The organism is Qipengyuania sp. SM2507 (assembly GCF_053714505.1).
The window spans coordinates 2,578,317-2,601,792 of sequence record NZ_CM132307.1; the positions used below are offsets into that span (position 1 = coordinate 2,578,317).

Consider the following 23,476-nt stretch of genomic DNA (forward strand, 5'->3'; position numbering starts at 1 on the left):
GGGTTTACTCTTCAAGACAGGACCGTCCTCAAAGGAAGACGGTCCTGCAGCGGCCCTCGGACTAGCAACAACCCGATGAGTCCTTTTCCTGAGATGGCTTGGAGATTTCCTCGACGAGTTCTGCAGTTTTTGCATCAGCACCGGACCGTGCAATATCGGCCTGGGAAACCATACCGCAGCAATTCCCTTCGTCATCAATCACGGGAACGCGCCGGACCTGGTTGCTCTCCATCGTGGAGCAACATGCATCTACCTCGGTGTCCGGCGTGACAGTAACAACCGACCGGGTCATGATGTCCCCCACCGGTGTGTCGGGCGACTTGCCTTCAGCTACGACGCGACAGCAAATGTCTCGATCTGTGACCACTCCCACCAGACCGCCTTCGCCATCAACAACTGGAATTTCTCCGCAGTCATTTCCCACCATGAGCTTCGCTGCGTCCTGTGCGCTCGCATTTTCGTCGCAGCAGGCGGGATTCTTCGTCATAATGTCCTTAACATGCATAGCTTTACTCCTTCATTGGTCGATCTGCGCGAAAGCACTTCCCATCAGGGCTGCTTCGCTCGAATCATTGGAAGTAATAAGGTAACGGTTCCCATCGTTGGAAGGTCAAGCATCCTCCTTGCGGCGCATTGGGTCTCCGCCGCCGACCTGGACCGCTCAAGGTGGTCGCGAAGGTGCTTTTCTTGCGAGGTTCTTTGATGGGTCACGCTTGCAGTACGAGCCAACTGCTCAAGCCCCTCAAATTTGCTGAACGGTAAAGGCGGGGAGCTTGGAAAAACATCGGCTCAGCGAATGGATAGCTCCCACTCAACATCGAGCTGATATCGGGATTAGTCCCAAATCAATGTTCGCAAGCGGGCTGACCACGCCTTGGCCAAAAACTGCAATCGCGAAACTGGCCAAGCTTGAGGTCTTGCGGACATCGACGCAGCACCTTCGAACCCGCTCCAGGAGTCTTAAGTTTCTCGACGGTCAAATGTCGGACGTGTCCTGAACCAATTGCTGGTCCAACCCAAAAATGAAGCTGACCATGACAACAGACCAGTGCCAACTCTGTTTTTAGCAGACCCGCTGGTATCCGAACTTGTGACCGACTTCCTTTGCTAAGGCAGGATTGGCATCGTCGGACAGATCTTTGAGGATAGGACAATCTGGCTTGTCATCGTTCGTGCAACCCTCGATAAGATGCTCGAGGGCGTCGATCATGGAATGAATTTCTGCAGCCTTGGCGCGCAGAGCACCCAGATGTCCATCGGCAACCTCCCGAACATCCTTGCTGGCTCTTTTCTCGTCGTGCCACAGACCGAGCAATTCGCCGATATCATCTACCGAGAAGCCCAGGTTGCGGGCGCGGCGGATGAACCGCAGCGTATGTATTTCGGCAGGGCCGTAAAGCCGATAGCCAGCTTCGGTGCGCTCGGCCGCTCCGATCAGACCGATTTTCTCATAATGCCTGATCATCTTGGCCGACACGCCACTGTCTGCGGCGGCCTCACCAATTGTGTGTAGATGGTTCATGCATGCTGGATAACTTTCCCACGATGGGAATGCAAATAACCTCCGCCGCCGGAATATTTATTCTGACGCCCCTCTTGACCTTCCCATGATGGGAAGCCTTATCTTTCGGGTGATGTTTGATTCGCGGAGGAAGATTTGAAGAAAGCGCACTCCCGCGCATTGGCGCCGACATGCCCAGACGCTGCACCACCCTGGAAAGACGCAAGCCATATATGCGCAGCTAACCTGGGCAGGTAACTTGAGCGGCAAGTTCGCGCGCTTCCAAGTCTTGCGCATGATGACGCAAAACTGAATTTAGCGGAACAATGAAAGGAACTCTTTGATGAATAGTTTGAAACTAGCCGCCCTCGGAGCCTTGGCAACCGCCGGTCTCGCAACAGCTGCGGCCGCGCAACCCCAAGTTGATCATCAGCCCGCTCCGCAAGAGAGTTCGCAAAGTCAGGAGAGCAGCCATGAGCATGGTACAATGCAGGGCGAAATGTCGGGCTTGGAAGGCGACATGCGGGGCATGGATGGTGACATGTCCGGCATGATGGCGATGATGAACAATCCCGAGATGCGCGCTGAAATGATGGCGATGATGAACGATCCGGAAATGCGCGCCCAAATGATGGACATGATGCGCAACTGCAGCGAAATGATGAGAATGAAACAGGAACAGACGTCAGATGAAGAAGCAGGGTAATCCTGATCATCACACGTCACCTTGACGGATTGCCTTCGCAAAAACCTACCCCGCACACCCGAACGGGGCAGGCCTCGTCCGAATAACGATCGATAAATCCTGCCGACCTCATGTACCATGCAAGCGAACCATATTTATGATTGCTACCACGACAGATCACGAAGGCTTGTCGAGACTCGCTTGCGCTCGTAGAGAAAGATGATGCGGTTACTGCGCTCTCTTGGAATTTTTCTGATTGCTTGCGGACTCTTTGTCCAGTCGGCCGCTCATGCCTCGGCGCTTCCACAGGCGCCGGCGACGATCGACGGGCCGTGCGATGAGATGCGCATGGAGGCTGGTTCTTCGACCGCTCCGGAAGACCAACACGGACCGTGCAAAAATCTTCGCCTGGATTGCCTTGTAGCCCTCGGCTGTATCGCTCCGCTGGTGATGGCCGGAGCCCCATCAGGAGAGCGTGTAACACTTGCTGCGCGTCCCTTGTTCACCCCGTTTGCCGCTTATTCTTTGGCTCTCGTTGGTCAAGGATCCGAGCCGCCCCCTCCGCAATAGCGATTCTGAGTTTTGCCAGGGACTACCCTGCATACTGAAGCTGGACGAATTTTCCGTCGCGCCTAGCGATGGTCGTTTGTTCCGTCCGCGCTTACGTCGCGCGCTCTAGCGGAATCTAGAACTCATGCAGAAAATTTGCTGGACCGCATTTCCGGTCCTGCTGGCTTTGGCGCCAGCTAGTTACGCCCAGTCGATCGGCTACGAGGAGGCCTTGAGAGCGGCCGTTAGCGAGCAGCCGCAGGTGCGGGCGCGGGAGTTGCAGCTCGAGGCACGTCGCAGCGTCGCTGACGCAGCTGACGAACTACCTGATCCTCGGCTCCGCGCTGGAATTCAGAACCTTCCGGTGACAGGCCCGGCAGCCTTCGAGATCGACCGGCAGCTGCCCACCCAGATCCAGGTCGGTGTGGAGCAGGACATCCCCAATCTCGCCGAGCGCCATGCGAGAGCGCGCGTGGCAGCGGCCGATATAGATCTGGCTTCCGCGCAGCTGACACGCGCGCAGCTCATGGCTCGGCTTGGAGCAGGCGAGGCCTGGATCTCGCTCGCTTACACCCAACAGGCCCTGAATGTTACCGATGACGCACTTAGGCAGATTGAAAGACTGGTGCCTCTGGCGCGGAGCGCTGTTGCCGCGGGATCGGCCAGGCCGGCTGAGAGCCTCGAGATCCGCCGTGCGGTACTGGAAGTCGAGGACGTGCGGACGCGCCTAGAAGGCGACCTTGACGCGGCACAAGCCATGTTGGCGCGATATGCTGCTGTGCAAGACGCAGTTGCCACCGGGGCGATCCCCGGGGCGGATGTCGATGCCGAGCGACTTCGGGCGACCCTAGAGCTTAATCCCGACATCATTCTCGCTATCGCACAGGTCCGACAGGCAGATGCGAGGATCGATCTTGCCCGGTCGGAGAAGCGGCCCGATTTCGGCATCAATCTCAGCTATGGCAGGCGCGATCCGATGTTCGGCGATGTCGTCTCGGTCATGGGCTCAATTACGCTCCCCATCTTTGCGGGCAGGCGACAGAACCCGAGGATTGCCGCTGCTGAAGCCGAAGCAAGCGCAGCGCAAGCGATTCAGCTTGATCGGTTGCGCGAACTGCAAGCGCAATTCGAAGCCGACCTTGCAGCCTGGCGCAGCGCATACCGCCAGTGGCAGCGGGCCACGGAGGAGTTGCTACCCCTCGCCCAAAGCCGAGCTGATCTCGAAAGTGCGAGCTTCGCGGCAAACCGCGCCGAACTGCTCGACGTCATCGAAGCGATCAAGGCCCTGGCGCTCCTACAAATCGAGATCCTTGAGCGTGAGGAGGCGACAGTCGAAGCCGCTACGACCTTGCGACTGACCTATACGGAGTTCCAGCCATGAGAGCGAAAATGGGAGCCGCGTGGGGCAAACTGTCGCCGCGCCAGAAATCCTGGACCATGGCAGCAACGGTCGCGCTGATCAGCGCCACCGCAGGATACGGGTTATCGCAGCTGGGTGAGGGCGGAAGTCAGACAAATGGCGATGGGGGATCATCCAGCGCCGAATGTGAGGACGTGCTTTACTGGTACGATCCGATGGTGCCGGGACAGCGCTTCGACGAGCCTGGAAAGTCGCCGTTCATGGATATGGAACTTGTCCCTAAATGCGCCGGCGAGGAGGCTACCTCCGGGGTCCAGATCGACGCAGGGCTTGTCCAGAACTTCGGCATCCGCACCGCCGACGCCGAATACGGCGTACTTGAGCCGGAAGTGTCCGTTACCGGTGTTCTTGCTTACAACGGGCGTGACGTTGCGATTGTCCAGCCAAGGGCTGGCGGCTTTGTACAACGCACCTATGGGCGTGCTCCAGACGATGTGGTGGGCCGAGGCGCGCCGCTGGCCGATATTCTCGTACCCGAATGGGGTGGAGCGCAGCAGGAATATCTGGCCGTCCTGAACAGCGGCGATGAGCAGCTTGCACAGGCAATGCGCGAGCGCATGCGGTTGCTCGGCATGTCGAATGGGCAGATTTCCTCGGTGAGCCGGACCGGCCGCGCCCAAGCGACGATCACAGTCACCGCTCCGACTGGCGGGGCCATCACCATGCTCGGCGTGCGACCCGGCATGACCGTGATGGCAGGCCAGACCCTGGCAGAAATAACCGGATTTTCGCCGATCTGGCTCGAGGCATCGGTGCCCGAAACACAAGCAGCGAATATCCGGGTTGGCCAACCTGTCAGCGCAACTTTGACCGCATTTCCCGATGAGAGGTTTTCCGGACCGATCATCGCGATCTTGCCGAGTGCACAGGACGCGAGCCGGACAATCACCGTCCGCGCGCAATTGCCCAATCCGTCCGGACGGCTCAAGCCAGGCATGTTCGCGCAGGTCTCGCTGACCCCCGACACCCGGCGCGCCCTGCTGGTGCCGTCCGAAGCGGTGATCCGGACCGGGCGCCGCACGATCGTGATGATCAAACAGGACGAGGGCGGGTTCATGCCTGCCGAAGTCCGGATCGGTCGTGAGGCGGGAGGCAGGACCGAAGTGCTGGCCGGCCTTTCGCAAGGCGAAGAAGTCGTGACTTCGGGCCAGTTCCTGCTCGATTCCGAGGCAAGCCTGGCAGGGCTCGATGTTCGTGCGATTGATCAGGCAGGCCCAGACCGGGACCGTGACGACCAACCAGCGACATTCAGCGCAATCGGCACGATCGAGAAGATTGCCGATGGCTCTGTCACGCTGCGACACGGGCCCGTCCCGCGGCTAGACTGGCCTGCCATGACGATGACCTTCCGCACGAAGAATGCAGCGCAGATCAGTGGGTTCGAGAAGGGCGACAGAGTACGCTTTACCTTCACCCAGCAGGACGCCGGCCCCCGTATCGAGACCATCAGGAGTGCCGGGCAATGATCGCGCGCATTATCGATGCCTCGATCGCCAATCGACTTTTCATCGTCCTCGCCGCCATAGCTGTGACGCTTGGCGGGTTCTGGGCCGTACGCACAACTCCGGTTGATGCTTTGCCCGATCTGTCCGATGTCCAGGTTGTTGTCCGATCCAACTATCCTGGACAGGCGCCGCGGATTGTCGAGGACCAGGTGACCTACCCAATGGCGACGACCATGCTGTCGGTGCCCGGAGCAAAGACCGTACGCGGCTACTCGATGTTCGGTGACAGCTACGTCTACATCATTTTCGAGGATGGCACCGACCTTTACTGGGCGCGGTCGCGTGTGCTCGAGTACCTCAACCAGGTCCAAAATCGCTTGCCCGAGGGTGTTACGAGCACGCTCGGTCCGGATGCGACGGGCGTGGGATGGATTTACGAATATGCCCTTGTCGACCGCACCGGCGGACATGATCTGGCGGGCCTGAGAAGCATTCAGGACTGGTTCCTGCGATACGAGCTCAAGACCATTCCCGGCATCGCGGAAGTGGCGAGTGTCGGAGGCATGGTCAAACAGTACCAGGTCGTGCTCGATCCTTACCGGATGGCTTCGTTTGGCGTCACCCATGCCGAAATAGTGAACGCCATCCAGTCATCCAATCAAGAAGCCGGTGGTTCGATCGTCGAAATGGGCGAGGCCGAATACATGGTCCGCGCATCAGGCTATCTGACGACGCTCGACGACTTCCGTCAGATCCCCCTCAGGGCCGCAGCAGGAGGTGTGCCTGTCACTGTGGGAGATGTCGCCACAATCCAGGTCGGACCAGAACTGCGTCGCGGCATTGCCGAGCTCAACGGGGAAGGAGAGGTTGCCGGCGGCATTATCGTTCTCAGACAGGGCGCGGACGCTCGCAGTGCAATTCAGGCTGTCGAGGAAAAACTGGACGAGTTGCAGGCGAGCCTTCCCGAAGGTGTCGAAATCGTCACGACCTACGACCGTTCGCAACTTATCGACGCCTCGGTGGAGAATTTGACGACCAAGCTGATCGAGGAGTTCATCGTCGTCGCGCTCGTATGCGCGCTTTTCCTGTGGCACGCGCGCTCGGCGCTGGTCGCGATCATAACCCTTCCCCTGGGCGTGCTGGCGGCGTTCATCGTGATGCGTTTCCAGGGGGTGAATGCCAATATCATGTCGCTGGGCGGGATCGCGATTGCGGTCGGCGCCATGGTCGATGCCGCCGTTGTGATGATCGAAAACGCGCACAAGCATCTCGAGCGGTGGGAGCATGAAAACCCCGACACAGTGCTTTCGGTCAAGGAGCGCTGGCGCATCATTGCTGATGCTTCGAAGGAGGTCGGACCCGCGCTGTTTTTCAGCCTTCTGATCATAACCCTGTCCTTCCTGCCTGTGTTCACTCTGCAAGCTCAGGAAGGTCGCCTCTTTGCTCCGCTTGCCTTCACAAAGACCTATGCCATGGCGGCCGCGGCTCTGCTCTCGATAACGCTGGTTCCGGTGATGATGGGTTGGCTGATCAGGGGTAAAATCCCGTCAGAGGATTCCAACTTCCTCAATCGCGGATTGACCAAGATTTACCGACCGGGTCTTAATTGGGTCATGCGCTGGCCCAAAGCCACGCTCGCGATTGCTGGCGCTATCTTCCTTACCACGCTGATTCCCTTCTCGCAGCTCGGCGGGGAGTTTCTTCCGCCGCTCGACGAGGGTGATCTGCTTTACATGCCCAGCGCCCTTCCCGGTCTTTCACCGGGCGAGGCCTCAGCGCTGCTGCAGCGTACCGACAGGCTTATCAAGTCGGTACCGGAGGTTGAGACAGTTTTCGGCAAGGCCGGTCGCGCGGATACCGCCACCGATCCGGCACCACTTACCATGTTCGAAACCACGATCCGTTTCCGGCCGCGTGAGGAATGGCGTGAAGGCATGACCTCGGACTTGCTGATTGAAGAACTCGACAGAATTGTACAGGTGCCCGGTCTCGCCAACGTCTGGGTACCACCGATCCGTAACCGCATCGATATGCTTGCGACCGGGATCAAGAGCCCGATCGGGGTCAAGGTGTCGGGCGAGGATCTTGCCGAGATTGAACGTGTAGCGCTCGAGGTAGAGGGTGTCGCCAAAACGATTCCCGGCGTCAGTTCGGCACTAGCCGAGAGACTTTCGGGCGGACGCTACGTTGATGTCGATATCGATCGTTCCGCAGCGGCAAGATACGGCCTCAACATCACCGACATCCAGCAGATCGTCTCGGGCGCCATTGGCGGGGCCAATATTGGCCGAACGGTTGAAGGTCTGGCGCGCTATCCGATCAATGTGCGCTACCCCCGTGAAATTCGCGACAGCGTCGACGAACTGCGAACCTTGCCCCTGCTGACCCCTTCGGGACAACAGATTACACTCGGCACGGTCGCACGGATCGGCGTCAGCGATGGCCCCCCCATGCTCAAGAGCGAGCAGGGCCGATTGACCAGCTACATCTATGTGGATGTGCGCGACCGCGATCTTACATCGGTGGTCGCCGACCTCCAGGAAGCCGTTGCCGCGGGCGTCAATCTCCCGGCCGGCGTCAGTCTGTCCTACGCGGGTCAGTTCGAATATCTCACCCGGGCGTACGAGCGGTTGCAGATTGTCGTACCCGCCACACTCGTGATTATCTTCCTGCTGCTCTATCTGATCTTCAGAAGATGGGACGAGGCAATGCTCATTATGGGTACGCTGCCATTCGCCCTGTCCGGTGGCTACTGGCTCCTTTACCTGATGGGCTACAACCAGTCTGTAGCCACTGCCGTCGGGTTCATTGCGCTGGCCGGTGTATCGGCAGAGTTCGGCGTGATCATGCTGATCTATCTCAAGGCAGCCCTCGAGAGACGAAGTGGCGATATGAGCGCCGAGGAAGTGGATCAGGCGATCCGCGAAGGGGCGCTCTTGCGTGTCCGACCCAAGGCGATGACCGTAGCGGTGATCCTTGCGGGTCTGTTCCCGATCTTGATCGGAACCGGAGCTGGCTCGGAGGTGATGAGCCGGATCGCGGCACCGATGATCGGCGGTATGATTACCGCGCCGCTCCTGTCCATGTTCGTGCTTCCCGCCGCATATTTGTTGTTGCGGCGGCCCCGTCCGGAAAAACCGGTCAATCCCCAAGGAGAAGAAGAATGCGTACCACAACTTACCTGACTCTATTGGCTGCTCCACTGGCCCTTGCTGCCTGCGACAATGCCAGCGAAACAGCCGAGCCGTCCGAAACGATGATGTCCGAGGGCATGGCGGATGCCGACAGCATGCCGATGGGGGATGACATGGCGATGATGGATCCCGCCGGAGCGGGTCAAGCGGGAAGCGGCGAAGGCTCTGTTACGGAAATCGACGAAGCCGAAGGCAAGGTTACGATCGACCACGGTCCGATCGCTGCGGTTGGCTGGCCAGCGATGACAATGGCCTTCTCCGCAGACGAGGCCACCATCGACAAGGTCGCAGTCGGCGATCGTGTCACCTTTGAATTTCGAACCACAGAAGGCGGCGGCGAACTGACCGCGATCTCCAAGCAGTAATGGGTGGCCTGCGCTGCACCGGAAGTTGGCGCGGCGCAGGCTCCGGAGCTTCTTGAGCATGAAGCAGTTAACGATACGAAAGATGATGATGAACTGCGATGGAGTGATGCAAAACCCCGTGATGATGCCTGCAGTGGGTGTGGTCTGGATTGGTTTGCTGGGACTAATAACACTCGGGATCTTCGCATTCATAAAATATCTCAAGTCATGAGCGGACTTCGTGTGTCTACGGGCAAACCTTTGGCGGGCTCAGCTATTCGGCCATTGTCGAAGACCTGGTGCTCCGACAGAGTATCCAAACGACGCGCTCTTATTAGGGAATAGCAAATGACCGAGACTTTTTCCGACGCGGCTGACAAGCCGGTCCCCAGCGGAACTGCCGTCGATCCGGTCTGCGGCATGAGCGTAGCAATCGAGGGCGCCAGCTTCGTCCACGAGCACGATGCTTCACAGCATTATTTCTGCTCTTCGCGCTGCCTTGACAAATTTCGGGCCGATCCAGAGCTGTATCTTTCGAACGCGCACCTCGATGCGGTCGAAGATGTTCCGGAAGGCGCAATCTACACCTGCCCGATGCACCCTGAAATCCGCCAGCCGGGTCCGGGCTCCTGTCCGATCTGCGGAATGGCGCTTGAACCCGAGACGGTTACCCTCGACGAAGGGCCCGATCCAGAGCTTGTGGACATGCGTCGCCGATTCTGGTGGAGCACGCTCTTTACCGTCCCGTTATTTGCCTATGCTATGGGCGATCTCATTCCCTCCAGGCCGTTCGACAGCCTGATCGAGCCTGCCTGGGCACAATGGATCCAACTTCTGCTCGCAACGCCAGTCGTCCTTTGGGGAGGCTGGCCGTTCTTCGTGCGAGCGATCCAGTCGGTGCGAACGATGAACCTTAACATGTTCACGCTGATCGGATTCGGTGTCGCGATCGCCTATTTCTTCAGTGTGGTGGCTACGCTGGTCCCCGGTATCTTTCCCGATGCCTTCCGGGACGAGGGAGGCCGGGTCGCGGTATATTTCGAGGCTGCGGCGGTGATCACGACGCTCGTCTTGCTCGGACAGGTGCTCGAATTGAAGGCGCGCGGCTCCACCTCGAGCGCGCTGCGAGCGCTTCTCGAACTGGCGCCTCCAACCGCGATGAAGATCTTCGGAAGGGGGGACGAGCGCGAAGTGCCGCTCGATCAGTTGTCATCTAATGACCTTCTACGCGTCCGGCCCGGCGACAAGGTCCCCGTGGACGGCACAATCGAAGACGGTAGCAGCGCGGTCGACGAATCAATGATCAGCGGCGAACCTCTTCCCGTCAGGAAGGGCGCAGGTGACACGGTCATCGGCGGTACCGTCAACCAGACGGGTAGCTTCACCATGCGCGCAACCCGGGTTGGCGCGGACACCATGCTGTCGAAAATTGTCCAGATGGTTGCAGAGGCACAGCGCAGCCGGGCACCGATCCAGCGCCTGGCCGACCAGGTAACCTCATGGTTCGTGCCGGTCGTCGTTGTGGTCGCAGTGATTGCCTTCATCGTGTGGGCTATATGGGGGCCCGCTCCGGCGCTCGCCTATGCACTGATCAACGCTATCGCCGTCCTGATCATCGCCTGTCCGTGTGCCCTGGGGCTCGCCACGCCGATGTCGATCATGACGGGCACCGGTAAGGGGGCGCAGCACGGTATTCTGATCAAGAACGCCGAGGCCCTCGAAACTCTGGAGAAGATCGACACGCTGGTCGTGGACAAGACCGGTACGCTTACACTGGGCAAGCCGGACCTTGTCAGCGTCAACGTGCAGCCGGGTTACGACGAAACCGAGATGCTTGGGTTGGTCGCCGCAGTAGAAAGAGGAAGCGAACACCCGCTCGCGCATGCGATTGTCGAAGGCGCGAAGAAGCGAGGTGCTCCAGTTCAGGACGCCTCCGAGATCGATACCGTGACCGGAGAAGGTATCCAGGGCTTCGTCAATGATCGAAAGGTTGCCATTGGCAATGACAAGCTGATGCAGCGCATCGGTGCCCTGAACGAGGAATGGCGTTCATCTGCAGAGAAAGGGAGGCACCTTGGCCACACTGTCATGTTTGTTGCGGTCGATGGAAAGCCGGCAGGTCTGATTGCAGTCGCCGATCCGATCAAGGAGACTAGTCGCACCGCAATTGCAGAGCTCCACGCCCGAGGAATACGCGTCGTCATGCTTACCGGGGACAGCCGAGCGACTGCGCAGGCGGTCGCTGAGCAGGTCGATATCGATGAGGTTCATGCAAATGTCTCTCCCGAGGAGAAGCACAGCAAGGTCGAGGAGCTGAAGAACGCCGGTCGACGCGTCGCAATGGCCGGCGACGGTATCAACGATGCACCGGCCCTTGCCGCAGCGCATGCCGGGATTGCCATGGGAACAGGCACCGACGTTGCCATTGAGAGCGCCGGAGTAACTCTTGTCCGCGGCGATCTCGTGGGCGTGGTACAGGCCATTGTCTTGTCGCGCGCAACGATGCGCAATATCAGACAGAATCTGTTCTTCGCCTTCGGATACAATGCGATCGGCATACCGATCGCAGCTGGGGTTCTCTATCCGTGGTTCGGGTTACTTCTCAGTCCGATGATTGCCGCTGCCGCGATGAGCCTGTCATCGGTCTCGGTAATCGGAAATGCATTGAGACTGCGGGCCGTTACCCTACCCCGCTTCGAAACATGACACAGAGGCGACCAAGCAGATGAGATACAAAGTGCTGAACGGACGACAATGAACTCAGACCAGACTTCGTATGAAGAGGATCGTCGTATCTGGCTCGGTGCGCATCCCGCCCTGTGGATCGCGATTTTTGGGGCGTTGATCGCCTTTGCTTGGGAGATGCTCCAGCTACCGTTCTACGGCACCGGGGAGCTCAGTCCCGCGGAAGCAGCCTATCGATGTGGACTCGCCTCGTTGGGCGACGCCGGGATCATGGTAACTGCCTATTTGGGCGCCTCGTTGGGAAACGGTCGAACGCCCTGGATCGTAAAATGGCCGATCTCTCGCTTTCTCGTCTACCTAGCCATCGGCTTGGGCATTACCTCTGCCGTCGAACTTCTGGCTGTGGGAGCCGACTGGGGGTGGACATACAGCTCTCTGATGCCGCTGTTACCTGGAACCGGCATCGGTCTGGTCCCCATCATAATGTGGATTATCGTTCCTTCCGCGACCTTGTGGCTTGCGCGCAGAATGAGCGTCGGACCCAGTTAGGAAGGAGCACCTGAGCCAATGATCGCTAGTGTGCAGATTCTGTCGACCCACGTCCACGCGGACGGGGGCCTGCACGAAATCCGAATCACAGGCATGAGCAGGGCCACGAGCTGAGCTGCAACGGTTTCGACCGAAGAATAGAGCCCGAGTTCTGCAAACCGGGGCAATCCCTAGACAAGCGTGGTGGGAATCATGCGATGCTGATCATGATCCCCTATTCGCTCGACGTGCTGGTCGCGATGGGCCAACTCCTCGTTCTGAACACGCGGCGAGGGCGACCGTTCTGGCGCTCCTTCTTCCGCGGCGATGCGCTGCCGGGCGGTGGCAAGGGCACCCATCCTGGCTTCGATGTACCGCTCGCCGGCTCTGCCGCGCGCGGCGCCACTATCCCGTAGACTTTGGCTGTCAACGTGATGATCGGCGTCTTCCTCATGTTTTCAAGGCTCGTTCTCGGCACAGAACCACCTCTCGCCGACAGCGATCATCTGGTGGGGGCGCTTGTCGTCACGGTCGCCGTGATAGCGATGGCGGAAGTCGCGAGACCGCTTCGTTTTCTGAACGCAGCGTTTGGCCTGTGGCTGATCGCCGCTCCCTGGCTGATGGATGGCGGCACCGGCATCACGGGCGGCATCGTTGGTTCTGTGCTCGGAGCATTGCTGATAGGCTTGAGCCTGCCGAGAGGGCGCCGGAGCCACGAGCATTACGGGAGCTGGGATCGGTTCGTCGTGTAAGATGTCTGTAGAAACAGCCTAGAGATCGTGGATCGAACTTTCGCGAACTCGTCAGAACACCTGGAGAGGAGACACCAGCTCTGAACCGCAGTATCCCAGGCACGAAGCGCATGATCTGGCGCGGCGAATCCCGCTCTTTGGCGGGCCATATTCGGACTGCTCATCGCGTTCGCGTGGCAAGTGCCGCAGCTCCCCCTCTATGAGAAGGGCGATCCTCGTCCGGCTCAGGCTGGTCTTAGGACCCGGCACCGCTTTTCTCCTTCTTTTGCAACGCGCCAACCCATGGCCGCTGCACGCCGCATCAGAGGAAGCTCATCGCGGCACGGCGCCGATCCAAAGTAATCGTTCGCGCGACAAGCCTGCGCACGCAGATTAGCACCCGCCAAGCTCGCACCGATGTACCGAGCGCCGCCAATCCATCGACTTGACTAGGCTTGCATTGCGGCAGCTCTTCGCTGGCCTCCGCCGCTCCTAAACCCGAAAAACAGGATTCCTGCGGCGATCACCTGCGCAGCAATCGGCTCGACGGCTGGATAGAACCCAATCAAATCGACCCGTGGGAGACCTTCGAGGAGGGTTACGCCCAGCATTCCCGCTTCTTGAAGCGCACCGATACCTTTGCCGGCCAGGACAACGGCGAGGACTGCGATCAGCCACGCACTGTACCTGAAGAACTGGGTAATTGGGAGTTTCCGGCTGTAGCGGAGCATGATCCAGGCGAGGACCGCGAGGACGACGAGTGCCGACAGCGCACCGGCAAGAATGGTCCCGCTGTTCTGGGGGTTCCACAAGGCCGCGTAGAACAGGATCGTCTCAAATACTTCGCGGTAGACCACCACGAAGGCGAGCCCGAACAGGAACCAGGCAGACCGGCGCGAAAGAGCCTTGCCCATCTTTTCCTGGATGTACCGCCGCCACTCGTCGGCCTGGCTTTTTCCGTGCATCCAGATGCCGACCGAGACGAGCACCACAGCCGCCAGTAGCGCGCCAAATCCTTCGGTAAGCTCACGGCTGGCGCCGCTTATGGTCACGAAGTAGGTTGCAACGGACCAGGTGACCACACCGGCGAGCAGGGCAGCAATCCACCCACCGTGGACGTAAGGCATGACCTCGGTTCGCTCCGACTTCCGGACAAACGCAATCATCGCTATCACCACCAGAAGCGCCTCGAGCCCCTCGCGCAGCAGGATCGTGAAGGCGCCGAGGAACGTCGAAATGTCTGTCGCCGCTTCGGGCGACAGGGCGGTCTCCGCCCGGTCCAGCAGTGGATCCATCTCCATGAGCTCGCTGCGTAGGTCCGCTGGCCGAACACCCGAGTTGATGCTCGCGCGAAAGCCGCTAAGCGCTTGCTCAACCTGCATCATCAGATCTCCGTCCCGTGTGGACAGAACCGCCTCAAGCGGCTCGAACCCATCGAGATAGGCGGAAAGGGCAAGCTCGTTGGCTTGCGCGCGGTCCCCACGCTCGTACGCGGCAAGGCTTTCGCGCAGTTTGTTACGCACAAAATCCAGTGACCCCGAGCCTTCGGCGGTTGCTACGATCTGCGGATTGGCTCGCAAGTAAGCCATGACGGCAAATGCCCGGTCCTCCCCGATCTGCTGCGCCAACGCCGCTGGCGTCAAGGCGACCAGCGCTTCGAGATCGGGTATGAGACGGCGGATCTCGGCGTTCTCCTCCCAGAGGCGCTGGCCTTCTGCTTCGTGCGGGAAGGCTATGCCGCCAGCGTAGAGAGCCAGCGCCCATCGGTCCTGATCCGGGAGGGAAGCAAAGCTCGGCATGGTCGTGCCTTCAAGACCCTGGGTGATGACCTGGTAGAGCCCGAACGCGCTGCGCTCCTGCGCGCGCTCCTGATCGGTGAAGTCGATCGGCGGGGGATCGATGTCCATCAGCTGCGACGGCGGAGACTCGCCAGCCGCTCCGTGGCACGAGGCGCAGTTCTGGGCGAACAAAGTCGTTGCCCGCGTCAGGTCAGGCGCCTCGCTGGGGGCGAGCGGGACCGGGTGTTCCGCGAGCAGGGCGGCCGCAAGTCCGCGTGCCAGTTGCGCGACTTCGCCGGCCGGCTGCTTTGCCGCAATGGCTTCCCTCAATTCTCTGGCGCGTTCCTGGAGAACGCTCTTGTTCCGACTGGCCGGTAGGCTGCCGATCCGCTCGGCGACCGACGCAGAGAACTCGATCATCTCGTCGTATTCGAACTGGTTCGACACCTCCCCGTCGGTAACCGCTGCCCCATAGTCGACAGCCACATAGTCGAGCATTCGCCAGGTAGTGGGGACTCCGGGTGCGCCAGCACTGGCTGCACCAGAAGCCATTACCATGCTTAGGAGAAGGGCAATGACCACGACGAACAAACGGCCATCGCGGCCCTGGGAAGGCATTCTGCGATCAAACATGAAACGCTCTTATGTTCGATGCGACTAATAATCAATTGCAAATGCGTGAGCGCGTTGCGTACCCATTCGGGCATCAAGAGCTAAGCGCATTGAATATCTCCGCACTCAACTCTGCCAAGTCGCGTCATCGTTCGCTCCATCGGGCAGTAGGCGGTCAATGCTGACGTGAAATTGGCTCATCGGCAGCGCCGGCAGACGCGTACGATCAATGCGCAGATTCTGTGGCGGGACATGGTAGGCAATCCGCGAGGTCAGCAGCCGCAGCGCCACCTTCATCAATGCCAGCGTGATCGGCTCGCCAGGACAGCGGTGGTGCCGGTGATGGTCGCCGCCGCCCTGGGGAATGAACATGAAGAGATCGCGGGGCGCGTCGATGAAGCGCTCCGGTCGGAATTCCTCCGGATCGCTCCACGGCTCGGAGCAATTGGTGCCATGCAGATCCAGAAGGACCTGCCGGCCCTTTGGGAAAGCCACGCCTTTCCATCTGAACGCCCGCCGCGTCCGCGCGATCAGAGCGGGGAAGAAGGGATAGAAGCGGCGCACCTCCTGTACGAACCGCACCGCGCAATCGCCGTTGGCGCTCTCCGGGACGTTCTCAGGAAAGCGGTGCAGTGCGTGAGCCACGAAGACGATATACACCGAAACTGCCACCGTCGGGCGAAGCACGTTGAGCAACTCCACCGCGGCGATCCGCGGCGGGAGCAACTCCCCGGACGCGTCGCGATGTCCCGCAACTACGGCCAACGCGCTTTCGTTCGCCGGACAGATGCGCCCAGTCCTAGTTTCTTCGATGACCGCCGCCAGCCACCGTTCGCTGCGTCGGCGAGCGATCCTCGCTTTCAGGTGCCCGAGGCCGAGTGCCGCCGCTTGATCAAATAGCGCTACCACATCGCGCGTGCGCTTAACCTCTTCGGCGGATGACAGCGGAACGGCGGCCCATTTGCAAACGGCTCTCATCAGAATCGGTTGGATGGCGTGATAGAGCATCACCTCTTCTTCGGACGCCCAGGAGGAGATTGCTTTTAACCATTCGCGCTCGACGAGCCTGGCGAGCTTCTCGACCCGTTCGTCACTCATCAGCGACATGAACATTGCCTTACGAAGGCGGTGCGCCTCATCGTCGAGACCTTGGACACCGCCTTTTCCCAGCAGGGTTGCGCGCACCGGTTCGGGCATTGCCCCGCGCCGCTTGAAACGAGACTCGTCGTAGAACAACTCCGCCGCCTCGGGTCCTCTCATGCAAATCGTCCTGCGCAGCAGGAGCCGTGACTCGAACAGATCCGATCCGAGCAGAGCACAGGTTTCCCGGACGTAGTCATAGGGCTTGGCGAGGAGGGCTGCCGTGCTATCGATGCGGCCGTCTCGGAAAAGGTGCAGCGGCACCCTTCGCTTACCGGGCTTCGCATCCCGCTGATGATCGCTGTCAGTCATACTCGGGCATCGCAGAGTACCTAGCCTTGCGGGGCCTTGCCGCCGATGTCAGCGGCATGCACAAGAGTATCGCCACACTGCAGATTCGCCGGCACCGCCACATCTATCTTCTCGGGGTATGGCAGATCGAGCTCATCCATGATCTTGACAAACTCGGGCAACGTCTTGCCGCCGCCAAGACGAGGATTGCGCTCCCGCTCCTGGGCGATCGTGGAGACGTGGCGATGTTGATAGTCATGCGCCGGGTAGACGAGCGTGTCTTCGGGCAAGGGAAAGATCTTGGCGTGAATCGACCGGTAAAGAGCTTCGGCGCTCCCATTCTGGAAATCCGTCCGCCCGCACCCGTCGATGAGCAATGCATCGCCGGTAAAGATGCGCGCCTGCCCGCCTTCCTCGAGAAAGAGGCAATGATGAGTGTCGGTGTGTCCGGGGGTAAACAGCGCCCGCAGCGACAGGCTGCCCACGACCAGGGGCTCCTCTTCCGTGATGCCGAGATCGGCGCAGGCCAATCCTTCGATCGCGGGATAGGCGACCTTACAGCCGGTGAGCGACCTCAGCCGGCTCGCCGAACTGACGTGGTCGGCATGGATGTGGGTTTCGAGGGTCAATTCCAGCGTCAGGCCGAACTCGCGCACCAGCGCGAGGTCGCGTTCCGCAGCCTCGATCACAGGATCGATGAGCGCGCATTTCCCCGATTCCTGACAGCCGACCAGATAGGTGTAGGTGGAGGATTCCGGCTCGAACAGCTGCCTGAAGATCACCGTCCGCTCCATCCTTTGCAAGCATGTCTGATTTCCCGTGCTCGATCTGCGACGGGTTCGGCGCGCTCCGCGCCCACCGGCTCGTCTGCGCTTTCCACGCTTGATGGAGCGGCCCTCTTGGCTTCGATTCGCTCGAGAGAGACCGCAGCGAGTTCGTAGTGGGCGGCCGTTACTTCTGACAGGGTGGAACGTTGCGCCGTTTCCAGTTCCTCCTCCGCGCGCCGTTGAAGACACTGCAGGTCCTCAACGGATCCGGGTCCGATCGCTTCGTCCATGCCGATCACTTCACCGCGAAGAGTTGCGTGCCTTGCGCGCCGAAACTCATCACCCTGAACGGAGCAGTCTGGATGCCGCCCATGCCGGGTGATCCGGCGGGCATTCCCGGAAGGGCAATTCCGCGGACGGCGGGTTTCTGGGCGAGCAATCGCTCGACCGCAGCGACCGGGACATGCCCTTCCACCGCGTAGCCGCCGATCAGGACTGTATGGCAGCCCTGGAGCTCGGCGGGAACGCCGGCGCGCGCCTTCAAGGCAGCGAGGTTCTCGCTCGCCACCACGCGGAGGTTGATGCCGACCCGCCGAAGCGCTTCGGCATGTCCGTCACAGCATTCACATCCAGGGTTTTTATACATGACGCCGGCGGGCCGGTCCGCGGCGGTCGCCGTTCCTGATGCCAGCAGGAGAGCAGGTCCGACCGCCAGCTTCATCAGTTTCTTCAGCATTTGTGCCACTCCATCTCTGGCTTTCGCCTGACCACTCATCGTACGAATGTGGCCTTCAATCCACCGGCTGCGGGATCGTGCGCAGGTACGACTTCACCGTCTTCCAGCCGCCCGGAAATTTCTCCTTCGCCTGCTCATCGGCGAGCGAAGGGGCAATGATGCACTCCCCGCCCGGGTTCCAGTTCACCGGCGTAGCGACGGGATGCTTCGCCGTCAGCTGGATCGAGTCGAGCAGCCGTAGGATTTCAGCCAAATTGCGGCCTGAACTCATCGGATAGATCAGCATCGCTTTGATCTTCTTGTCCGGGCCGATGATATAGACGGTGCGGACGGTCGCGTTGGTGGCGGCCGTGCGGCCCTCGGTCTCCGTTTCATCGGCGGGCAGCATGTTATAGAGCTTCGAAACCTTGAGGTCGTAATCACCGATCATGGGGAAGTTCACATCATGGCCGCTGACATCCTTGATGTCCTGCGACCAGCCGTGATGGTCACCCACCTTGTCAACGCTGAGGCCGATCAGCTTCGTGTCCCTCCGGTCGAATTCAGGCTTCTGGCGTGCAAACTCGCCCAGTTCAGTCGTACAGACCGGAGTGAAGTCCTTGGGGTGAGAGAAAAGCACGGCCCAGCTGTCGCCGAGCCACTCATGGAAGCGGATGGGGCCTTCGGTTGTATCAGCTTCAAAATCGGGAGCGATTTCGCCAAGCTTCATTGTTCTTCTCCTTTATCGAAAGTTGGGCGGGTATCCACGAATCAAGTGCCCCCTCCAGTCACTGTAGCTTCAAGTCTTTTTCGACGAGCAGGCGCGCCCCTGCGTTGTGCTGCACAATTCGATTGCAGCCGCAGGTGTTTGACGATCGGACTGGTCTCGCCAGCATGCTGCGGATCTTCGAACAGCCAAGCCTCATGTATCTTAGACATCAATGGCACAGCGCTCAGTTCCACGATCGCTCGAATGCTTCACCAACCAGTGGGTTGCGGTGCTCGAGCCAGGCAGGGACGGGCAGTTCCTTCGAACGCAGAAAGTCCGCGTTGAAGAGCTTGGACTGGTAACGCGTGCCATAGTCGCAGAGGACGGTGACGATGATCCGGCCCGGACCAAGATCCCTTGCAAGTCGAACTGCCCCGGCCACATTGATGCCTGTCGAAGGACCCACGCAGAGTCCTTCGTGCTCAAGCAGGTCGAAAACTACGGAAACAGCCTCATCGTCCGGTATTTGATAGGAGTAATCGGGAGCAAAGCCTTCGAGATTCGCGGTTATCCGCCCTTGCCCTATCCCCTCGGTGATCGAGGACCCTTCGGACCTCAGTTCGCCGCTCGTGTAGTAATTGAAGAGAGCTGCTCCCATCGGATCGGCAAGCGCGATGACGACATTGGAATTGCGGGCCTTGAGAGCCATGCTGACGCCGGCGAGCGTGCCGCCGGTGCCAACCGCGCTCACGAAACCATCTACCTTGCCGTCGGTCTGCCGCCATATCTCTGGGCCGGTCGTCTCGACATGCGCTTGCCGGTTGGCGATGTTGTCGAACTGATTGGCCCAGACGGCACCGCTCGGCTCGGTTTGCCCGAGTTCGCGGGCGAGCCGGGCCGACAGCTTCACATAATTGTTTTCGTTCGAATAGGGCACGGCCGGCACTTCCACGACTTCCGCTCCCACCAGCCGCAGCATGTCCTTCTTCTCGGCTGACTGCGTATCCGGGATCACGATCACCGTACGGTAGCCAAGGGCATTCGCGACCAGCGTGAGCCCGATGCCCGTATTCCCGGCCGTTCCCTCGACAATGGTGCCGCCGCGGCGGATCTCCCCTGAGCGTTCAGCCTCGCGGATGACGTTTAGCGCCGCGCGGTCTTTTACGGACTGCCCCGGATTCATGAACTCGGCCTTGCCGAGGATCTCGCAGCCGGTGAGCTTTGAAACACGATCGAGCCTGATGAGGGGCGTATTTCCGATAGCATCGAGAATGCCGTGGTGAATGCTCATTGCGTCCTGCTCCCGCCAGATCCTTGCTCATCTATGGAAAGCGTCGAGTTCTCGTGCTTGTTCCGGTTTGTCGGATCGGGAACGAAGAGAAGGATCAGCACGCCGATGGTGATGAATGCGTCGGCCAGGTTGAAGGTCGGCCAATGCCAGCCGTTCCAGTGGAGGTCGATCACATCACGAACCGCGCCGAACCGGAGCCGGTCGGCAATGTTCCCGAACGCGCCGCCGAGGATCATCCCGAAGGCGATCCGTTGGAGGATGCTTTCCGTGCGCCAGATGCACACCAGGAGAACCAGCGAGATGGCTGCGGCAACCGCGACGAGCAAGAGGGGCTGCGCTTGCGTGGCGAGGCCGAAGGCGATGCCGGGGTTCATACCGGCCCGGATGGTGAGAAACGGCGTCACGTAGATGACACCGTGCTCAGCGACATGGTCGAATGCGGCTGTTTTCCCGACCTGATCCGCAGCAACGGCCAGCGCTGTCACAACCGCCCATGCATAAAGGCCTATTGGTCCGATGGAACTATCCGCAGCTTTAGCTCTCAGCGGCTTTTCAGAAGATGTCCGAACCATGATATTATCCCTTCTGAAAAGACTCAGCCCGCCCGACCCCGTGTAGTCGCCAGCAGCGTGGTTCCTGCCGAGAAGATCTGCGAAACAAACCGGCCTGAGGTTGCAAAGCGCTTTAAGAGTGCTTGCGCACTGAATTTCGGCGGGTTTCGATATTCTGGTAGGGTCAACACTGATGATCCTCAGAATTCGACCATCTGGTACATTTGCCGGCGTTTATGTTTGTCCGAAACTGCGCCGACATAACCGACGGCGATATAGTCGAACAGGCTTCAGATAGTCTTCCTCGGCGTTGGCTGCGCATGTACGAGGGTTGTCGTGCCGCAGACGAGCAGCAGGCCCAGACCGCTCAGGCAGCATCCTTCTGAGGCTCATCGTCGCTCCGCAAGCTCCCGCCTGGCGTCGCGGATGATCTCCCAAGCCGAATGGAGAAAAACGACGGCGATGATGGCTGCGACGACTAGATCCGGCCAAGCGCTCTGCAGCCAAGAGACCAGGCCGGCGGCTATGATGACCGCGACATTGTTGATCGCATCGTTGCGCGAGAACAGCCAAATTGCTCGCGCTTGGGCATCGCCGCTGTCCCGGAAGCGGGCCAGGACGATAGCAGCCGTGACGTTAACAGCCAGAGCCGCGATCCCGATGCCGCCCATCAGCTCCGCTTCGGGCGGGACGGCGTTCATCGCGCGCCAGGCGGCCATCCCGAGCACCCATACACCGAGCAACGCGAGGAATAGGCCTTGGGTGAGCGCAACCTTCGCGCGAGTGGACGCGGACCAGGCCAGCGCGAGCAGCCCGATAAAGGTGATCGACCCGTCGCCCAGGAAATCGAGCGAATCCGCCTTCAGTGCCTGACTGTTCGCAAGGAAGCCGCCAAACAGTTCAATGATTCCGAACCCGGCATTGAGGATGACGACAATCCAGAGCGCGCGGCGATAGGCGGGATCGACGGCAGCTCTATTTGTATCCCCGTGGCAGCCGCAGCCGGTTTCTCCTTTCGATTCTGTCATGACGCCTCTCTAGAACCTCCAGTCACTGGAGGAGCAAGCCTGTTTTGCAACGCCGGTGCTACTTTGAGGCGAAACAGGCTGATCTCCCCCGTCGGCGTGCGGACGACCCGGCGCGGGCGGCCGCTGTCAGGCTCGAGATCAGCGAGGATCGCTTCCATCGCTCCGCGAGCGTTCGGCTCTGTGTTCTCAAACCCGTCCAGGCGCTGCACCAAGCCGAACAATGCGCGCATCAGTCTGGAGCGCTGTCGCGCATAGTCGGCGATATGGACTTCGCCGCCGGATCTTACCGCACCGACCATGGCTGCGATCCCGCGCCTCTTTTCCTCCATTGGCACTTGATGGAAGACAAGGCTCGAGACGACCTTTGTGAAGGGGTCGCCATATCGATCCGCTTCATGCGCGAACGCCTGTCGCCACTCAATCTCGACGCCCGCTTGACATGCCTTGCCGGCGGCGATCTCCAGCACCGCGGGATCCGGATCTAGTCCGACAACTCGCGCGTTCGGCACCGCCTCCTTGACGAGCAAAGCAAACGTCCCGGTGCCGCAGCCGACGTCCAGGATCACATCGTCCCCGGAGGGAGCGAGCTGGTCGAGCAGGGCTGAGCGCCATGTCTTTTCGCGCGTGAGCAGTCTGATGGCGAGATCGTATGCGCCGGTCAGTTGCGGCCAGCCCAGTGCCGGCGTGAAGTTCGTGGGGTGCATTCGGCCTTCCTGACGATTGACTCAAGAAGGCACAGAATACATCCTCCAGTCACTGGAGGATCAAGACTTATGGCGATGCTGATGATCGGCGAGCTGGCGAGGCGCACTGGCGTCAAGGTCAACACCATCCGCTTTTACGAGGATATCGCCTTGATGCCGAAGGCGGCGCGTACCGATTCCGGCCGCCGCACCTATAGCGAAGCGGATGTAAAGCGCCTGACGTTCATACGGAACGGGCGTGACCTTGGTTTTTCAACGGAGGAATTGAAGTCACTGATTGGTCTTTCGGAGCACCCGGACCTCGATTGCGGAGCGGCGGCTGCGATCGCTCGCCGCCATCTTCTCGCTGTAGAAGCGAGGATGTCTCGTCTGATGCTGATGCGGCGTGAGCTGGAGCGGGTGGCCGCCAACTGCGACGGGGGCCGCATGGCCGATTGCCAGGTCATCGGTGCCATCGCGGAGGCCCCATCACATTGAGCATCGAACTGTCCGCTTCACCCGGCGATTTAGCGGTCAGGCACTATTCTTCAGCCACCTTAGACTGCTGACGCTTTCCGGCCCGAAATTACCATATCGGGGCGCCTGATGATCTCTCTTACCATCCATCCAAGCCTTGACGGTCGTTGCACCCTATCAAGGAAGCGGGTTCGAATGGTCTAGAATTCGGGCTGCGCGCTGACCATTGGTGGAGGCGGTCTGCCCCGCATCGGCGAAATCAGACCGGTTGCCGCGCTTCCTGAGCTGAAACAGCGGTCCGGTGGCGTTAGCGGAACGGTGATCCGATGGCACCGTTAGTATCGACTCGGAC

Annotated in this window: 21 protein-coding genes; 10 read left to right on the forward strand and 11 right to left on the reverse strand. The window is 60.1% G+C overall.

Features of this window, described 5'->3' with window-relative positions:
* Positions 1–61: 61 nt before the first annotated feature.
* On the reverse strand, positions 62–505 hold the full coding sequence (locus ACWIKC_RS12545) for a CBS domain-containing protein (RefSeq protein ID WP_120108371.1): 444 nt from the start codon (positions 503–505) through the stop codon (positions 62–64).
* A gap of 558 nt (positions 506–1,063) precedes the next feature.
* Positions 1,064–1,522 carry a MerR family DNA-binding protein gene (locus ACWIKC_RS12550; protein ID WP_120108368.1) on the reverse strand — a complete coding sequence of 153 codons (459 nt, stop codon included), beginning with the start codon at positions 1,520–1,522 and terminating at the stop codon, positions 1,064–1,066.
* Between the two features lie 322 nt (positions 1,523–1,844).
* Here ACWIKC_RS12550 and ACWIKC_RS12555 point away from each other — a divergent pair, with 322 nt between their 5' ends.
* From ACWIKC_RS12555 to ACWIKC_RS12595, 9 genes are all read left to right on the forward strand, one after another.
* The gene (locus tag ACWIKC_RS12555) at positions 1,845–2,207 is read left to right on the forward strand and encodes a hypothetical protein (RefSeq protein WP_133305250.1); all 363 of its coding nucleotides are present in this window, start codon (positions 1,845–1,847) and stop codon (positions 2,205–2,207) included.
* Between the two features lie 673 nt (positions 2,208–2,880).
* The gene (locus ACWIKC_RS12560) at positions 2,881–4,116 is read left to right on the forward strand and encodes a TolC family protein (RefSeq protein ID WP_454597820.1); all 1,236 of its coding nucleotides are present in this window, start codon (positions 2,881–2,883) and stop codon (positions 4,114–4,116) included.
* An 8-nt stretch (positions 4,117–4,124) separates the two neighbouring features.
* The gene (locus ACWIKC_RS12565; protein WP_454597821.1) at positions 4,125–5,621 is read left to right on the forward strand and encodes an efflux RND transporter periplasmic adaptor subunit; all 1,497 of its coding nucleotides are present in this window, start codon (positions 4,125–4,127) and stop codon (positions 5,619–5,621) included.
* Complete coding sequence (locus tag ACWIKC_RS12570) at positions 5,618–8,785, forward strand: efflux RND transporter permease subunit (protein WP_454597822.1); 3,168 nt, start codon at positions 5,618–5,620, stop codon at positions 8,783–8,785. Before ACWIKC_RS12565 ends, ACWIKC_RS12570 begins: the two co-directional genes overlap by 4 nt.
* Positions 8,764–9,159 carry a copper-binding protein gene (locus ACWIKC_RS12575; RefSeq protein WP_454597823.1) on the forward strand — a complete coding sequence of 132 codons (396 nt, stop codon included), beginning with the start codon at positions 8,764–8,766 and terminating at the stop codon, positions 9,157–9,159. The genes ACWIKC_RS12570 and ACWIKC_RS12575 overlap by 22 nt, the downstream gene beginning before the upstream one ends.
* Before the next feature lie 327 nt (positions 9,160–9,486).
* Positions 9,487–11,844 carry a heavy metal translocating P-type ATPase gene (locus tag ACWIKC_RS12580; protein ID WP_454597824.1) on the forward strand — a complete coding sequence of 786 codons (2,358 nt, stop codon included), beginning with the start codon at positions 9,487–9,489 and terminating at the stop codon, positions 11,842–11,844.
* Positions 11,845–11,892: 48 nt separating this feature from the next.
* Positions 11,893–12,372: a hypothetical protein gene (locus ACWIKC_RS12585; RefSeq protein ID WP_454597825.1), complete on the forward strand. Its 480-nt coding sequence runs from the start codon at positions 11,893–11,895 to the stop codon at positions 12,370–12,372.
* Between the two features lie 197 nt (positions 12,373–12,569).
* Positions 12,570–12,767 (forward strand): hypothetical protein, encoded by a 198-nt coding sequence (locus tag ACWIKC_RS12590; protein WP_454597826.1) that lies wholly within the window; start codon positions 12,570–12,572, stop codon positions 12,765–12,767.
* Between the two features lie 18 nt (positions 12,768–12,785).
* Positions 12,786–13,103, forward strand: a complete 318-nt coding sequence (locus tag ACWIKC_RS12595) for an SPW repeat domain-containing protein (protein ID WP_348336154.1) — start codon at positions 12,786–12,788, stop codon at positions 13,101–13,103.
* A gap of 428 nt (positions 13,104–13,531) precedes the next feature.
* Here ACWIKC_RS12595 and ACWIKC_RS12600 read toward each other — a convergent pair whose 3' ends face one another.
* The 9 genes from ACWIKC_RS12600 to ACWIKC_RS12640 all read right to left on the reverse strand — a co-directional run bounded on the left by ACWIKC_RS12600 (position 13,532) and on the right by ACWIKC_RS12640 (position 22,668).
* Positions 13,532–15,493 (reverse strand): FTR1 family protein, encoded by a 1,962-nt coding sequence (locus ACWIKC_RS12600; protein ID WP_454597827.1) that lies wholly within the window; start codon positions 15,491–15,493, stop codon positions 13,532–13,534.
* A 105-nt stretch (positions 15,494–15,598) separates the two neighbouring features.
* Positions 15,599–16,924 (reverse strand): cytochrome P450, encoded by a 1,326-nt coding sequence (locus ACWIKC_RS12605; RefSeq protein ID WP_454597828.1) that lies wholly within the window; start codon positions 16,922–16,924, stop codon positions 15,599–15,601.
* A gap of 20 nt (positions 16,925–16,944) precedes the next feature.
* The gene (locus ACWIKC_RS12610) at positions 16,945–17,685 is read right to left on the reverse strand and encodes an MBL fold metallo-hydrolase (protein ID WP_454597829.1); all 741 of its coding nucleotides are present in this window, start codon (positions 17,683–17,685) and stop codon (positions 16,945–16,947) included.
* Positions 17,686–17,965: 280 nt separating this feature from the next.
* On the reverse strand, positions 17,966–18,406 hold the full coding sequence (locus ACWIKC_RS12615) for a DUF411 domain-containing protein (protein ID WP_454597830.1): 441 nt from the start codon (positions 18,404–18,406) through the stop codon (positions 17,966–17,968).
* 55 nt (positions 18,407–18,461) lie between these two features.
* Positions 18,462–19,115, reverse strand: coding sequence for a peroxiredoxin (locus ACWIKC_RS12620; RefSeq protein WP_454597831.1), 654 nt, complete (start codon positions 19,113–19,115; stop codon positions 18,462–18,464).
* Positions 19,116–19,338: 223 nt separating this feature from the next.
* Positions 19,339–20,385 carry a cysteine synthase A gene (locus tag ACWIKC_RS12625; RefSeq protein ID WP_454597832.1) on the reverse strand — a complete coding sequence of 349 codons (1,047 nt, stop codon included), beginning with the start codon at positions 20,383–20,385 and terminating at the stop codon, positions 19,339–19,341.
* Positions 20,382–20,870, reverse strand: a complete 489-nt coding sequence (gene lspA, locus ACWIKC_RS12630) for a signal peptidase II (RefSeq protein ID WP_454597833.1) — start codon at positions 20,868–20,870, stop codon at positions 20,382–20,384. The genes ACWIKC_RS12625 and lspA overlap by 4 nt, the downstream gene beginning before the upstream one ends.
* A 455-nt stretch (positions 20,871–21,325) precedes the next feature.
* A complete protein-coding gene (locus ACWIKC_RS12635) occupies positions 21,326–21,964 on the reverse strand; it encodes a cation transporter (protein WP_454597834.1) in 639 nt (212 codons plus the stop codon).
* A complete protein-coding gene (locus tag ACWIKC_RS12640; RefSeq protein WP_454597835.1) occupies positions 21,961–22,668 on the reverse strand; it encodes a class I SAM-dependent methyltransferase in 708 nt (235 codons plus the stop codon). Before ACWIKC_RS12640 ends, ACWIKC_RS12635 begins: the two co-directional genes overlap by 4 nt.
* A 69-nt stretch (positions 22,669–22,737) precedes the next feature.
* Between ACWIKC_RS12640 and ACWIKC_RS12645 the strand changes: the two genes are divergently transcribed.
* The gene (locus ACWIKC_RS12645) at positions 22,738–23,145 is read left to right on the forward strand and encodes a MerR family transcriptional regulator (protein ID WP_454597836.1); all 408 of its coding nucleotides are present in this window, start codon (positions 22,738–22,740) and stop codon (positions 23,143–23,145) included.
* Positions 23,146–23,476 lie beyond the last annotated feature (331 nt).

Bases quoted from the DNA above. Each gene is read 5' to 3' on its own strand.
- ACWIKC_RS12545 (WP_120108371.1), bottom strand. From the start codon at position 505: ATGCATGTTAAGGACATTATGACGAAGAATCCCGCCTGCTGCGACGAA.
- ACWIKC_RS12550 (WP_120108368.1), bottom strand. From the start codon at position 1,522: ATGAACCATCTACACACAATTGGTGAGGCCGCCGCAGACAGTGGCGTG.
- ACWIKC_RS12555 (WP_133305250.1), top strand. From the start codon at position 1,845: ATGAATAGTTTGAAACTAGCCGCCCTCGGAGCCTTGGCAACCGCCGGT.
- ACWIKC_RS12560 (WP_454597820.1), top strand. From the start codon at position 2,881: ATGCAGAAAATTTGCTGGACCGCATTTCCGGTCCTGCTGGCTTTGGCG.
- ACWIKC_RS12565 (WP_454597821.1), top strand. From the start codon at position 4,125: ATGGGAGCCGCGTGGGGCAAACTGTCGCCGCGCCAGAAATCCTGGACC.
- ACWIKC_RS12570 (WP_454597822.1), top strand. From the start codon at position 5,618: ATGATCGCGCGCATTATCGATGCCTCGATCGCCAATCGACTTTTCATC.
- ACWIKC_RS12575 (WP_454597823.1), top strand. From the start codon at position 8,764: ATGCGTACCACAACTTACCTGACTCTATTGGCTGCTCCACTGGCCCTT.
- ACWIKC_RS12580 (WP_454597824.1), top strand. From the start codon at position 9,487: ATGACCGAGACTTTTTCCGACGCGGCTGACAAGCCGGTCCCCAGCGGA.
- ACWIKC_RS12585 (WP_454597825.1), top strand. From the start codon at position 11,893: ATGAACTCAGACCAGACTTCGTATGAAGAGGATCGTCGTATCTGGCTC.
- ACWIKC_RS12590 (WP_454597826.1), top strand. From the start codon at position 12,570: ATGCTGATCATGATCCCCTATTCGCTCGACGTGCTGGTCGCGATGGGC.
- ACWIKC_RS12595 (WP_348336154.1), top strand. From the start codon at position 12,786: ATGATCGGCGTCTTCCTCATGTTTTCAAGGCTCGTTCTCGGCACAGAA.
- ACWIKC_RS12600 (WP_454597827.1), bottom strand. From the start codon at position 15,493: ATGTTTGATCGCAGAATGCCTTCCCAGGGCCGCGATGGCCGTTTGTTC.
- ACWIKC_RS12605 (WP_454597828.1), bottom strand. From the start codon at position 16,924: ATGACTGACAGCGATCATCAGCGGGATGCGAAGCCCGGTAAGCGAAGG.
- ACWIKC_RS12615 (WP_454597830.1), bottom strand. From the start codon at position 18,406: ATGCTGAAGAAACTGATGAAGCTGGCGGTCGGACCTGCTCTCCTGCTG.
- ACWIKC_RS12620 (WP_454597831.1), bottom strand. From the start codon at position 19,115: ATGAAGCTTGGCGAAATCGCTCCCGATTTTGAAGCTGATACAACCGAA.
- ACWIKC_RS12625 (WP_454597832.1), bottom strand. From the start codon at position 20,385: ATGAGCATTCACCACGGCATTCTCGATGCTATCGGAAATACGCCCCTC.
- ACWIKC_RS12635 (WP_454597834.1), bottom strand. From the start codon at position 21,964: ATGACAGAATCGAAAGGAGAAACCGGCTGCGGCTGCCACGGGGATACA.
- ACWIKC_RS12640 (WP_454597835.1), bottom strand. From the start codon at position 22,668: ATGCACCCCACGAACTTCACGCCGGCACTGGGCTGGCCGCAACTGACC.
- ACWIKC_RS12645 (WP_454597836.1), top strand. From the start codon at position 22,738: ATGGCGATGCTGATGATCGGCGAGCTGGCGAGGCGCACTGGCGTCAAG.